The organism is Aquabacterium sp. (assembly GCF_014378415.1).
Taxonomy (GTDB): Bacteria; Pseudomonadota; Gammaproteobacteria; order Burkholderiales; family Burkholderiaceae_C; genus Aquabacterium.
In genome coordinates this window covers 1-12,140 of the sequence record NZ_JACMNS010000209.1, presented here as the reverse complement: position 1 = coordinate 12,140, position 12,140 = coordinate 1, and the positions used below count along the sequence as shown (strand labels likewise).

The following is a 12,140-nucleotide window of genomic DNA, read 5'->3' as shown; positions in this document are numbered from 1 at the left end:
TACCAGTTCACCACCATGCACGGCACCATCATGGTGTTTGGCGCCATCATGCCGGCCTTCGTGGGCATGACCAACTGGATGATCCCGCTGCAGACCGGCGCCTCCGACATGGCCTTCGCGCGGATGAACAACTTCAGCTACTGGCTGTTGTTTCCTGCCTCGCTGCTGCTGGTCGGCTCTTTCTTCATGCCCGGTGGCGCACCCGCCGCAGGCTGGACGCTGTACGCACCGCTGACCCTGCAAATGGGCCCCTCGATGGACGCTGGCATTTTCGCCATGCACATCATGGGTGCCAGCTCGGTCATGGGCTCGATCAACATCGTCGTCACCATCCTGAACATGCGCGCGCCCGGCATGACCTTGATGAAGATGCCCATGTTTTCGTGGACCTGGCTGATCACCGCCTACCTGTTGATCGCCGTGATGCCCGTGCTGGCCGGCGCCATCACCATGACGCTGACCGACCGCCACTTTGGCACCAGCTTCTTCAACCCCGCTGGCGGCGGTGATCCGGTGATGTACCAACACATCTTCTGGTTCTTCGGCCACCCCGAGGTCTACATCATGATCTTGCCGGCCTTCGGCATCGTCAGTCAGATCATCCCGGCCTTTGCCCGCAAGAAGCTGTTCGGCTACGAATCCATGGTGTACGCCACGGCCTCCATCGCCATCCTGAGCTTCATCGTGTGGGCCCACCACATGTTCGCCACCGGCATGCCCGTGACTGGCCAGCTGTTCTTCATGTACGCCACGATGTTGATCTCGGTGCCCACGGGCGTGAAGATATTCAACTGGGTGGCCACCATGTGGCGCGGCTCCATGACGTTCGAGGCCCCGATGGTGTGGGCCGTGGGCTTCATCTTCGTGTTCACGATGGGTGGCTTCACCGGCCTGATCCTGTCGATGGCGCCCATTGATACGCAGCTGCAAGACACGTACTACGTGGTGGCCCACTTCCACTACGTGCTGGTGGCTGGCTCGCTGTTCGCGCTGTTCGCCGGCTTCTATTACTGGGCACCCAAGTGGACCGGCGTGATGATTCCCGACTGGAAGGGCCAACTGCACTTCTGGTGGTCGCTGATCGCCTTCAACGTCACCTTCTTTCCGATGCACTTCCTGGGTCTGGCCGGCATGCCGCGTCGTTATGCCGACTACCCCATGCAGTTTGCCGACTTCAACGAGCTGGCCTCCATCGGTGCGTTTGCCTTCGGCTTCGCTCAGGTGTACTTCATCTTTGGCGTGATGATTCCGGCCATGCGTGGCAAGGGCGTGCCGGCCCCGGCCCGTCCCTGGGATGGTGCCGAAGGCCTGGAATGGGAAATTCCTTCGCCAGCGCCTTTCCACACTTTCGAGACTCCGCCCAAGCTGGATCCCACGGCCACTCGTGTGATTGGCTAAGCAGGTGATCAAGATGACCCAGACCACCCCTGACCGCCAAAAAGCCTTGCGCTCGCGCAATCTGCGCCTGGGATTGATCCTGGGCTCGGTGGCCCTGGTCTTTTTCGTGGGCTTCATCACCCGGTTGGTCTTGCTCAAGCACTGACGCACCATGAGCGCCAAGCCAGTCACCCTGTCTGCCCGGATGCTGCATCTGCGCCAAGCCAATCTGGGCATGGTGGGCAAGTTGTTGGTGGTGACCTGCCTCATGTTCGGCTTTGGCTATGCCATGGTGCCCATGTACAAGTCGATCTGCAAGGCGCTGGGCATCAATGTGCTGTCCCTGACTGAGCGGGATATTCCCGGCGTGTCGGCCAAAATGCGGCCGAATACCCAGGTGGATTTGAGTCGGACGATTTCGGTCGAGTTCGATGCCAATGCCCGGGGCGTGTGGGAGTTCAAGCCTGAGGTGCGGTCCCTGCAAGTGCACCCGGGGCAATTGACCACGGTGATGTACGAGTTCCGCAACACGCAGAACCGGACCATGGCCGCGCAGGCCATCCCCAGTTACGCGCCCAAGCAAGCCACCGCGCATTTCAACAAGTTGCAGTGTTTTTGCTTCAACGAGTACATCCTCAAGCCGGGCGAGACCAAACGCTGGCCGGTGGTGTTCGTGATTGATCCCCAATTGCCCAAGGATGTGACCACGATCACCTTGTCCTACACCTTCTTCGAGGTGGGCGGCAAGGTGCCTGCAGCGCCGAAGGGGGGCGTGTGAGCGCGCATCAGCCCAAGGGCTCCTTCAGACAGGCAGTGAAAGCTGTCGCTTGGTCTTTTTTCGGCATTCGCAAGGCGTCCGGACAGGCGCAAGACATCGCCCGGATCAAACCCGCGCACCTGATCGTCGTCGGCTTGCTGGGCGGGGCCGTGTTCGTGATGGTGCTGGTTTTCCTCGTGCGCTGGGTTGTGACCAGCGGCGTGGCGAATTGATGGGTTTCGTCTTCAATTTTTTCAAGTAACGGTATCCAGGAGAACAACATGTCGGCAGCGGTTCCCAAAGGGCAAGCTCCCTACTACTTCGTGCCAGGCCCGTCGAGCCACCCCGTGATGGCGGCCATCGGTCTGTTCTTTGTCGCGTTGGGCGCTGGGCAGTGGGTCAATGGCGCGGAATGGGGCCCTTACTCGGTGGCCTTTGGCCTGGCTTGGTGGGCGTTCACGCTCAAGCGCTGGTTTGGCGATGCCATCCATGAAAGCGAAAGCGGCCAGTACAGCGACCGCGTCGACATGTCCTTCCGCTGGAGCATGGCCTGGTTCATCTTCTCTGAAGTGATGTTCTTTGCATCCTTCTTTGGGGCTTTGTATTGGGCGCGGCTGCATGCCGTACCGGCCTTGGGTGACATCGAGAACGCGCTGCTGTGGCCCGACTTCAAGGCTCTATGGCCCAGCATGGCCGCCGGTGCCACCGCCTCGCCTGCTGGCAGCGTGGAAGCCTTCCGCACCATGGGCCCCTGGCCCATCCCCACCATCAACACGGCCTTGCTGCTCACCTCGGGCGTGACCCTGACCATTGCCCACCACGCCCTGCGTGAAGACCACCGCGGCAAGACCATCGCTTTCATGTGGCTCACGGTTTTGCTGGGCTCGGTGTTTTTGTGCCTGCAAGCTTACGAGTACTACGAGGCTTACGTTCACTACAACCTGAAGTTGTCCTCGGGCATCTACGGGTCCACCTTCTTCATGTTGACGGGCTTCCACGGTTTCCACGTGTTCGTAGGCACGCTGATGCTGTTGTTCATCACCTTGCGTTTGCACAAGGGCCACTTCACCGCTCAACGCCATTTTGGTTTTGAGGGCGCGGCTTGGTACTGGCACTTTGTGGACGTGGTGTGGTTGGGCTTGTACATCGTCGTCTACTGGATTTAAGCAAGCCGCTTGGCCCTGGCTGGCTGCCGACCAGGCACTGGCCCTGAAAAAAGAGCGCCCAGGTGGCGCTCTTTTGACTTCAGACCAGAGGTTCAGCGATTCAAATCGGGATGCCCGTGGGGTGGATCCAGCCCATTTTGTAGCTGAACAGGATGAACAGGAATAAGGTCACGGACAGTGCCACGCGCAAGGCCAGGGCATGCAGCATGCGGTTGCTTTTGGGGGCGCCGTCACGGCCGTCCTTGAGCAAGGCTCGGCCGGCCATGGCCAGCGCAACGACGATGGCCAGCAATGCAAAGGTGATGATGATGTTCATGGTGAGACATTATGTCGGTCGCGTTGCGCGAATGGGGGGCCAATGACCCTGCGTTTGCGCCAGGCCTTGGTTTTGGTGGCAGCCGTGCTGGCCGTGTGGCTGACCGTGTCCTTGGGGCGCTGGCAGTTGCACCGTGCCGAAGAAAAACTCGCCAGGCAAGCCGCGGTGGCTGAGCGCGACGCCTTGCCCGCCTTGGACAATGCCGCCTTGCATTGCGAAGCGCAGGCTGATGCCCCTCTGGTGAACCGTCGCGTGGTGTTGAATGGCCAGTGGTTGCCGCAACACACCTGGTTGCTGGACAACCGAGCCATGGACGGCCGGGCTGGGTTTTATGTCATCACCGCGATGCAGCTCAAAGGCCCCGGGCCTTGCGCCGCCCAAGTGCTGCTGGTGCAGCGTGGTTGGGTGCCCCGCAATGCGCAGGACCGCGCCCAAGCTCCACCATTCCTGACCCCGGCGGGCCCGGTTCAATTGGTCGGGCGCCTGCTGCCCGAGCTGTCCCGTTCCTACAGTTTGGGCGCTGATTTGGCCTTACCGTCCGCATCAAGTCCCCGCATCGTCCAGAATATCGACATCGCCGCCTTGCCGGCCCTGGTGGGCAGGGCAGTGGCGCCCACGGTGGTGCTTCAATTGCTGCCCGAGGCGTCGCAGGCGGGCCAAACCTTCCCCGACGCGTCGGGCTTTCCTTTGCGGCGCGATTGGCCGGCCCCGGCCTCCGATGTCGGCAAACACCATGCTTACGCGGTCCAGTGGTTCGCCCTGGCCGCCTTGATCACAGGACTGTATGTCTGGTTCCAACTCCTCAGCCCCCTCCGCCGCCGAACGCGGTGATCCGTTGGTGCAAATGAGCGTGCACAGCCTGCCCTCGGCACCGCAAGCCGAACTGAGCCAGCGCACCCGCCTGGGTCGGCTGAAGATGTTGCTGGTGTGGGCGATCTGCACCACGCCGGTGGTGGCTTCCTACCTGACCTACTACGTGATCCGGCCCGAAGGGCGCGCCAACTACGGCACCCTGATCTTGCCCACGCACGACATGCCAGCCGACGCCGCGCTGCCGCTCAAGGATCTGCAAAATCAGCCTTTGGCGGTGTCTTCACTGAAGGGGCAGTGGCTGCTGGTGACGGTCGCCGCTGGTGCCTGTGATGCCGCGTGCGAGCAGCATTTGTATTACCAGCGCCAGGTGCGCGAGACGCTGGGCAGGGACAAGGACCGTGTTGACCGTGTCTGGCTCATCACCGACGGCGCTCCAGTGCGTGATGCCCTCAAACCCGGCCTGGAAGGCACCACGGTGTTGCGCACGTCTCAAGGCGACTTGGCCAAGTGGCTCAGCCCTGAAGCCGGGCAGCCCTTGAGCGCGCACTTTTACCTGGTCGATCCCAAGGGCACCTGGATGATGCGCTTTCCGGCGCAGCCCGACATGAGCAAGGTCAAGCGTGACCTCAGCCGCCTGATGAAGGCCAACGATTCCTGGGACGACGCCGGCCGCTGAGGCGGGCAGGTGCACAACATGAGCGGATGGATCGACTGGAATCCCGCGATGGAAGTCGCCCTGGTGGGCGCCTTGCTGGCGGCGCTGCCATTGCTGTGGGTGGTGGTGAAAGGGCGCCGCGAGGGACTACAAGGCTGGCCGGCGTGGCAACGCGCCTTGACCCTGGCCACCTTGTTCCTGACCCTGGACCTGGTGGTGTTTGGCGCCTTCACTCGCTTGACGGATTCCGGGCTGGGTTGCCCCGATTGGCCGGGTTGCTATGGACACACCAGCCCGGTGGGGGCGCGCTCGCTGATCGAACAAGCGCAGGCCATCCTGCCCAGCGGGCCGGTCACGCATGGCAAGGCTTGGATCGAGATGATCCACCGCTATCTGGCGTCCGGCGTGGGTGCCTTGATCACGGTGCTGATGATCGCGGCCTGGTGCGGCCGCAAGAAACCAGGCAGCCTGTCGCCTTGGTGGCCCACGCTGACTTTCGTGTGGGTGTGCGCGCAAGGGGCGTTCGGCGCCTTCACGGTCACGCTGAAACTTTATCCCCTGGTGGTCACCGGGCATTTGCTGGGCGGTTTGCTGGGCGTGGGCTTGTTGACCGCGCAAGCTCGGACGCTCGACAGGGTGGATCAGGGTGCGGCCCAGGCATGGCGCCGCTCGCCGCTGCGGCATGGGGCCCTGTTCGTGCTGGCGCTGGCGGTGATGCAGATGGCCTTGGGCGGCTGGGTCAGCACCAATTCGGCGGTGCTGGCTTGCAGCGAAGTGCCGCTGTGCCAAGGGGAATGGTGGCCCGCCATGGATTTCGAAACCGGTTTTCGCCTGATGAGGCCGTTGGGTGGTGACGGCCTGGGCGCTCAGATCACCCTGGCGGGGCTGACCGCCATCCACATGGTCCACCGCCTGGCGGCCGTGCTGGTGTTGGGCGCGATGGTGGCGCTGGCCTGGGGCTTGTGGCGTGCGCGCTGGTGGCGGCGTGAAGCCATCGGCCTGTGGGCCCTGGCGGCCGCGCAGTTGATCACTGGGCTGAGCAATGTGGTGCTGGGCTGGCCGCTGGTGGCCGCCTTGGGCCACACCTTGGGCGCGGCCCTGCTGGTGTGGTGGTTGGTGCGTTTGCTGGTACAACCGCGCGGGGCGCCGATTTCTCCGCGCACCGCTTAAAATCGGGCCTGACCCTGCGAACCCCCCCATGACTGATTCAGTTGCCTCCAGTCCGCCCGCGATGAGCTTGCCCTCGCGTCTCAAACAGTTTTACGTGCTGACCAAGCCGCGCGTGGTGCAATTGATTGTGTTTTGCGCCGTGATCGGCATGTTGCTGGCGGTGCCGGGCATGCCCACCCAGGCAGAAGCCTTGACGGCCGTGGCGGCCTGCATTGGCATCTGGTTGGTGGCGGGCGCGGCGGCGGCGTTCAACTGCTTGGTCGAGCAAGAGATCGACTCACGCATGCAGCGCACGTCCTGGCGCCCCACGGCGCGCGGCGAGCTCACCAAAACGCAAACCTTGCTGTTCAGTGGCGGCCTGTGCCTGCTGGGCATGGTCATCCTGGCGCTGTGGGTCAATGCCTTGACGATGTGGCTCACCCTGGCCACCTTCGTGGGCTACGCCATCATTTACACCGTGATCCTCAAACCTTTGACGCCGCAGAACATCGTCATCGGGGGCGCGTCGGGTGCCATGCCGCCGGTGCTGGGCTGGGCAGCCATGCGTGGGTCGGTTGACCCCGAGGCCTGGATGCTCTGCCTGATCATTTTCTTGTGGACCCCCCCGCATTTCTGGGCCCTGGCCTTGTACCGGGTCGAGGACTACGCCCGCGCCGGCCTGCCCATGTTGCCGGTCACGCATGGCAATGAGTTCACGCGCCTGCACGTGCTGCTCTACACGTTTGTGTTGCTGGCGGGCACCTTGCTGCCCTTCATCTATCAGATGAGCGGCTGGATTTACCTGGTGTCGGCTTTGGTGCTGGGCTTTTGGTTCGTGGCGTATGCCTTTCGCCTGTGGCGAAAGTACAGCGACGAGTTGGCCCGCCAGACCTTCAAGTTTTCCATCATCTACCTGATGCTGCTGTTCGCGGCCTTGCTGGTGGACCACTACGTGCCGATCTGAGACCCCCCATGCCCACCAACATCAAGTCTTTTGCGGCCCTGGCCTGCGCGTTGACCGTGGCCTTCTCTTCGATCTTCCTGGTGGGATGCGATCGGCGCTCCTCTGAAAGCACTGGCGCGACCGCCGGCAGCAAAGAGGCCGCCGCGCCTGCCCAATCGACCGCGTTCAAGTCGGTGGACATCACTGGCGCAGATTACGCCAAGCAGCTCTCGCTGACCGACTTCGATGGCAAGAAGCGCAGCCTGGCCGATTTCAAAGGCAAGGTGGTGTTCGTGTTCTTCGGCTTCACGCAATGCCCTGAGGTCTGCCCCATGACCATGGCCGAGCTGGCCGAGGTCAAGCGGCGACTGGGCAAAGACGGTGACCGCGTGCAGGGCGTGTTCATCACCATCGACCCGGAGCGTGACACGGCCGAGGTGCTCAAGGCCTATCTCACTGGCATGGATCCCAGCTTTATCGGCCTGCGTGGTTCGCTGGACGAGGTCAACGCGGCATCTCGCGAGTTCAAGGTTTTCTACCAAAAGGTGCCGACGCAGGATGGCAAGGGTTACACCATGGACCACACGGCTGGTGGCTATGTGCTTGATCCAAGTGGGCAGGTTCGCCTGTTCGTTCGCTATGGCCTGGGGGTGGATGCGTTGACCTCGGACATCAAGCAGTTGCTGGCGTCAGGCTCAGGCAGCTAGCAGCGTCAGGCACTGGCGCCCCGTCCACTCCTCGCCGGGCGCCAGGGTCTTGGGCTGCAGGACGCGCGCGGCTTCAACGCACAGCATGTGCTGCCAATCATCCACCGGCATGTCGCTCAAGGCAGCACATTGGTCCGGGCCCGGATTCCACACCACCGCGTCGGGCAGGTTGTCCGACTGGATCTGCAGGCGGCGCTTGCCTTCAGTGAGCAGCAAGCTGCTGGCCTTTTCATAGATGCGGTCGAACTCACCCGAGAAGCTTTTTTCCGGGTGATCTTCCACCGCTTCGCTGTTCAGCAGGTTGTCGATGTACGGGTGGCCCTCAAGCCCATGCAAGCGCACGCGGGTGAGATCGGCCACGGCCAGGTAGGTGTGCAAAGCCGCTGAAAAAGGCCACACCGTGTTGCCGCTGTTGTTCACGTAAAGCTCCAGGTCCAATTGTGCCCCGCTGACCGACACGGTCAACTCCAGCTCGAAACCATGCGGCCACAGGGCGCGGGTCTCGTCGCTGTCCGCGAGCTGAAATGTGGCTTGGGCATGCTCGGTGCCTTGGCGCTGGCTTTCAAGCTGCCAAGCCCGGTTGCGCACAAAACCGTGGCGGGGCAGGCTGCGGTCCGGGCCCTTTTGCTCGAACTGTGGAAAGATCACAGGGATGCCGCCGCGAATGGCCTTGCCAGCGCTGTAGTCGGCTTTGGGCGAGAGGTACAGCTGTTCAGTGCTGCCAGCGGGCACCCAGGACACCACATGGGCGCCATGCAGCAGCACCGTGGCTTGCGCGCCATCGGGCGCTTGGATCAGGATGGCCGGTTGGCCGTGGTGGTCGTGGAAAGTGATGGTCTCGGTCATGCCGTGAGTATCCATCCTTCGATGGGGTCCACGACTTTGGGCAGGCCCCACGACTGGGTGGGGTTCTCCTCGCCCTCGCGCTGTGCCCAGGCGGCTTGTACCAGGCACAAGGCGGCGTCCAGGCGGTCGCCCTTGGCATCCGACACCAGGAAGTCGCGCTGGCCGGGGGTGAGCTTCAAGCGCAGGCCAAGGCGGGTACGGCCTTGCTCCAGGGCATCGACCAGGTCCATGCGGGCAATGAGGCGGGCCTGCTGTTGCGATGCGGGTGCGGCTTGGTCGCTTTTGTAGCTGCGCCGCCCCAGCACTTCGCCAGACAGGAAGCCGGGGTAGGCCTCGAAGGCCAGCGCATCGGGGCGGCCCTGGCGCAGTCCTGGCAGGCTGAAATCGGCCTGCACCAAACGGATCAGGCCTTCAAAGTACATCTTGCCCACGGGCACGTAACGCGTCTGCAAAGGGCTGGTGCTGCTGATGCCGGGCACGGCGGTGTCGGTGGGGCGGTGCAGCAGCTTGGGGCCATCGCCGCGTTGCCGGTCCCAGGTCTGGCCCCAGCCATCAACCAAGCGCTGAAAGCCGGCGCGGTCCCGGCAATGGGCGTGCAGGGCCTGGATCAGGGTTTCGGCGGCGGTGGCCTTTGGCCCCGGTGCTTGTTGAATAGTTTGGCGCAAGGCGGCCAAGTGATCGGCTGGGAAATCATTGGGCGGGTGATCACACAAGGCCTGCACGAAAGGGCGCGGCAGCCCGAATGGGAAGTCGCACGCGGCCAACATGCTGTGCGCGCTCGCCAGTGCCTGCTCCAACCCCGCCAGCGTGGCCACCTCATCCAGCTTGTCCAGCTTGACGACCGCGCCTGAACGCCGTCCCCAGGCCAGGGTCAAAGGCTTGCGGGATGAAGGCGCGCACGAGAAGTCAAGGCCCAGCAAGGTGCTGGGCACGGTGCCGTCAAAGCCGGCCATTCAGTTGGGTTTGCAGCCGATGGACGCGGTGACGATGAGCTCTTCGAGCAGCGCCAGCGAAACCTTGCCGGGCATGGCGTAAGGGTCGAGCACCGGACGCTCGGAGTACTTCAGCAAGATCGAGGGGTTGACCTTGCCCAGGTTGACCTGGCCCATGGTCCAACTGGCAAAGCGGCGCTCGTCAATCTCCTCGTAGTGGAGCAGGATCACGTTGCCGTGGCGCGGGTCGTTGGCGATCTTGGTGTAAAGCTGGTTGACGGCGCCCCGGCCACCTTCCAGCAGCTGCATAAAGCTGTCGCCGCTGTGGCACAGCAGGCCGGTCACGCCAAGCGCCAGGTTGTTCTTGCGGGACGCGGTGAGGATGGCCTCGATGGTGTCGGAGGCCAGGGGCTTGTGGGCCCGGCTGGCATAGAGCAGTCGAACGAGCATGGTGGTGACCTCAGCCTTTTCTTTGGTTGACCAGGGCGAGGAATTCGCGCCGCAGGTTGGGGTCCTTCAGGAAGGAGCCGCGCATCACGCTGTTGATCATCTTGGAATCCATGTCCTTGACGCCGCGCCACTGCATGCAGAAGTGGTCGGCCTCCATCACCACGGCCAGGCCATCGGGCTGCATGCGCGATTGCAGCAGGTCGGCCACTTGTGTGACGGCTTCTTCCTGGATCTGCGGGCGGCTCATGATCCAGTCGATCAGACGGGCGTATTTGGACAGGCCGATCAGGTTGGTGTGCTCGTTGGGCATCACGCCGATCCAGACCTTGCCCATGATCGGGCACAGGTGGTGCGAGCAGGCGCTGCGCACGGTGATGGGGCCGACGATCATCAGCTCGTTCAGGCGTTCCGCATTCGGGAATTCCGTCACCGCAGGGGCCTTGTGGTAGCGGCCCTTGAAGATCTCGTGCAGGTACATCTTGGCCACGCGGCGGGCGGTGTCCTGCGTGTTGTGGTCGCTGTTGGTGTCGATCACCAGGCTGGACAGTACGCCGGCCATCTTGCCCTGCACCTCGTCGAGCAGTTTTTCAAGCTCGCCGGGCTCGATGAATTCGGCGATGTTGTCGTTGGCGTGAAAGCGCTTTTGGGCTTCTTTCAGGCGTTCCCGGATTTTGACGGACACGGGCGTGCCTTCGTCATTGTCATGGGCCGCGTCGATGGCGCGGAGGTTGGGCGTGGTCATGGCGCGCTTTCAAGGCTTTGCAAAGCAAGCAGTCTGCAGATAGGCCAATGCTAACAAGCCCTACGACCTTGTGCGCGTTACATGCCAGGCAGCCCCGACTTTGCAGGGGGAATGCCTCAGTTTTTGGGCGCCACCGGCTTGGGCGCTGCCTTGCGGCCCGTGTGCGCGAACATGGCTTCCAGCAAGGCCACGTCCTCCTCCCGCCCCTTGGCGGTGGCCCCAGCCTTGCCTGTTTTTGCAGGGAGGGTGGTCGTGGCAGGTTTGACCGCAGGCGCCGCGTTGGCCTTGCTGTTCACCGCCACCCGCTCGGGCTCGGTGGACTTGGCGAGGACCGTGGCCGATGAAGTCGCGGGCGCTGCACTCAAGGCCGCCAGCGGGGTGTCGGCATGGGTGGTTTCGATCACGGCAGGGCCGGTGGCCGTGGGCGCCGTGACCTCAACGTTGGGCACCTGGTGGTCAGGCTTGGCGGAGGTTGGCGCGCGGGCCGCGGTGGTGGGGACGGGCAACACCTGGGCAATCGCCGGCTTGCTGTCCTGGATGACCAGCACGAAGCCGACCATCAGTGCCAGCACACCCACGCCCATCGCGCCCCACAGCGCGCCTTGCAGCCAACTGCGGCGGTGTGATTTGCTGGTGCGCCGACCGCCTTTGGTTCGGCTGGGCCGCGAGGCATGACGGGTTGATTCGAGCGTCGATAGAATCCGCACGCGTTGCTTGTCTTTGGTCGCGGGCTCGTCGTCCATGCCCGCGAACAGGCTGGGGCGGTCAAGATTGGGCCGCTGGCCTTGTCCGGGTTTGGGGGCTTGATGGTCGCCCGATGGGTAGCTCAACGCCAACTCCCTGTGTTGATTTGTATGACTTCGCCAAAGCGCGGATTCTACGAAGCGTCCGAGACAACCGAGCGACTAAACGTCTTTTTTGCAAACAATCGTTACAACAATATGCTGGCAGGGTGGATTTTTGGGTACTTCGTGTTGGGCTGTCTGGGCCTGGCCTGTTTGGTGTTTCCTTCCGGGCGACGCGCGGTGGTGGCTTGTGCGGGCGCGTCCTGGAAGGCGCGTCTTCATGGGCCCTCGCGCGCGATGCCGTGGGTGGTGCTGGGCAGCATCCTGCTGGTGCTGCCAGCGGCCGGCGTCTGGTGGTGGGGTTCAAGAAAATCGTGTTGACCTGCAATCGCGCCTTGAAGCGCTTGAGATCTTGCAAGATCGGCTGGCCCAAATGCAGCAGTACCGCAGCGGTCGGCCCTGGTCGCTGGGCCTGGGGCTGTACCAGGGTCAAGCCATTGAG

The 12,140-nt window shown here is 63.1% G+C and carries 17 protein-coding genes; 11 read left to right on the top strand and 6 right to left on the bottom strand.

The window, feature by feature from the left end:
• From H7225_RS18025 to H7225_RS18005, 5 genes are all read left to right on the top strand, one after another.
• A partial coding sequence (locus tag H7225_RS18025) for a cytochrome c oxidase subunit 1 (RefSeq protein WP_290664369.1) occupies window positions 1–1,398 on the top strand: 1,398 nt, incomplete at its 5' end.
• A gap of 13 nt (window positions 1,399–1,411) precedes the next feature.
• A complete protein-coding gene (locus H7225_RS18020) occupies window positions 1,412–1,543 on the top strand; it encodes a cytochrome oxidase small assembly protein (protein WP_290664367.1) in 132 nt (43 codons plus the stop codon).
• Between the two features lie 69 nt (window positions 1,544–1,612).
• Window positions 1,613–2,155, top strand: a complete 543-nt coding sequence (locus H7225_RS18015; protein ID WP_290664372.1) for a cytochrome c oxidase assembly protein — start codon at window positions 1,613–1,615, stop codon at window positions 2,153–2,155.
• Window positions 2,152–2,367 carry a DUF2970 domain-containing protein gene (locus H7225_RS18010; RefSeq protein WP_290664366.1) on the top strand — a complete coding sequence of 72 codons (216 nt, stop codon included), beginning with the start codon at window positions 2,152–2,154 and terminating at the stop codon, window positions 2,365–2,367. The genes H7225_RS18015 and H7225_RS18010 overlap by 4 nt, the downstream gene beginning before the upstream one ends.
• Window positions 2,368–2,415: 48 nt before the next feature.
• The gene (locus tag H7225_RS18005) at window positions 2,416–3,300 is read left to right on the top strand and encodes a cytochrome c oxidase subunit 3 (protein WP_290664364.1); all 885 of its coding nucleotides are present in this window, start codon (window positions 2,416–2,418) and stop codon (window positions 3,298–3,300) included.
• A 100-nt stretch (window positions 3,301–3,400) separates the two neighbouring features.
• Here the strand turns inward: H7225_RS18005 and H7225_RS18000 are convergent, their stop codons facing one another.
• Window positions 3,401–3,616 (bottom strand): DUF2909 domain-containing protein, encoded by a 216-nt coding sequence (locus tag H7225_RS18000; protein WP_290664362.1) that lies wholly within the window; start codon window positions 3,614–3,616, stop codon window positions 3,401–3,403.
• 42 nt (window positions 3,617–3,658) lie between these two features.
• Between H7225_RS18000 and H7225_RS17995 the strand changes: the two genes are divergently transcribed.
• The 5 genes from H7225_RS17995 to H7225_RS17975 are packed head-to-tail and all read left to right on the top strand — an operon-like array spanning window position 3,659 to window position 7,883.
• Window positions 3,659–4,447 (top strand): SURF1 family protein, encoded by a 789-nt coding sequence (locus H7225_RS17995; protein WP_290664360.1) that lies wholly within the window; start codon window positions 3,659–3,661, stop codon window positions 4,445–4,447.
• Window positions 4,401–5,105 (top strand): hypothetical protein, encoded by a 705-nt coding sequence (locus H7225_RS17990; protein ID WP_290664358.1) that lies wholly within the window; start codon window positions 4,401–4,403, stop codon window positions 5,103–5,105. Before H7225_RS17995 ends, H7225_RS17990 begins: the two co-directional genes overlap by 47 nt.
• Before the next feature lie 18 nt (window positions 5,106–5,123).
• A complete protein-coding gene (locus H7225_RS17985) occupies window positions 5,124–6,254 on the top strand; it encodes a COX15/CtaA family protein (RefSeq protein WP_290664356.1) in 1,131 nt (376 codons plus the stop codon).
• Window positions 6,255–6,282: 28 nt separating this feature from the next.
• The gene (gene cyoE, locus H7225_RS17980; RefSeq protein WP_290664354.1) at window positions 6,283–7,197 is read left to right on the top strand and encodes a heme o synthase; all 915 of its coding nucleotides are present in this window, start codon (window positions 6,283–6,285) and stop codon (window positions 7,195–7,197) included.
• A gap of 8 nt (window positions 7,198–7,205) precedes the next feature.
• Window positions 7,206–7,883, top strand: coding sequence for an SCO family protein (locus H7225_RS17975; RefSeq protein ID WP_290664352.1), 678 nt, complete (start codon window positions 7,206–7,208; stop codon window positions 7,881–7,883).
• Here the strand turns inward: H7225_RS17975 and H7225_RS17970 are convergent.
• From H7225_RS17970 to H7225_RS17950, 5 genes are all read right to left on the bottom strand, one after another.
• Window positions 7,872–8,729: a D-hexose-6-phosphate mutarotase gene (locus H7225_RS17970; RefSeq protein WP_290664350.1), complete on the bottom strand. Its 858-nt coding sequence runs from the start codon at window positions 8,727–8,729 to the stop codon at window positions 7,872–7,874. The two genes, H7225_RS17975 and H7225_RS17970, sit on opposite strands and share 12 nt — an antisense overlap.
• A complete protein-coding gene (locus H7225_RS17965) occupies window positions 8,726–9,682 on the bottom strand; it encodes a DUF429 domain-containing protein (protein ID WP_290664348.1) in 957 nt (318 codons plus the stop codon). The genes H7225_RS17970 and H7225_RS17965 overlap by 4 nt, the downstream gene beginning before the upstream one ends.
• Window positions 9,683–10,111 carry a BLUF domain-containing protein gene (locus H7225_RS17960; protein ID WP_290664346.1) on the bottom strand — a complete coding sequence of 143 codons (429 nt, stop codon included), beginning with the start codon at window positions 10,109–10,111 and terminating at the stop codon, window positions 9,683–9,685.
• Between the two features lie 10 nt (window positions 10,112–10,121).
• Window positions 10,122–10,853, bottom strand: coding sequence for a GTP cyclohydrolase I (folE, locus tag H7225_RS17955; RefSeq protein WP_290664330.1), 732 nt, complete (start codon window positions 10,851–10,853; stop codon window positions 10,122–10,124).
• A 116-nt stretch (window positions 10,854–10,969) separates the two neighbouring features.
• On the bottom strand, window positions 10,970–11,683 hold the full coding sequence (locus tag H7225_RS17950) for a hypothetical protein (protein WP_290664328.1): 714 nt from the start codon (window positions 11,681–11,683) through the stop codon (window positions 10,970–10,972).
• A 24-nt stretch (window positions 11,684–11,707) separates the two neighbouring features.
• Here H7225_RS17950 and H7225_RS17945 point away from each other — a divergent pair, with 24 nt between their 5' ends.
• Complete coding sequence (locus tag H7225_RS17945) at window positions 11,708–12,019, top strand: hypothetical protein (RefSeq protein ID WP_290664374.1); 312 nt, start codon at window positions 11,708–11,710, stop codon at window positions 12,017–12,019.
• Window positions 12,020–12,140 lie beyond the last annotated feature (121 nt).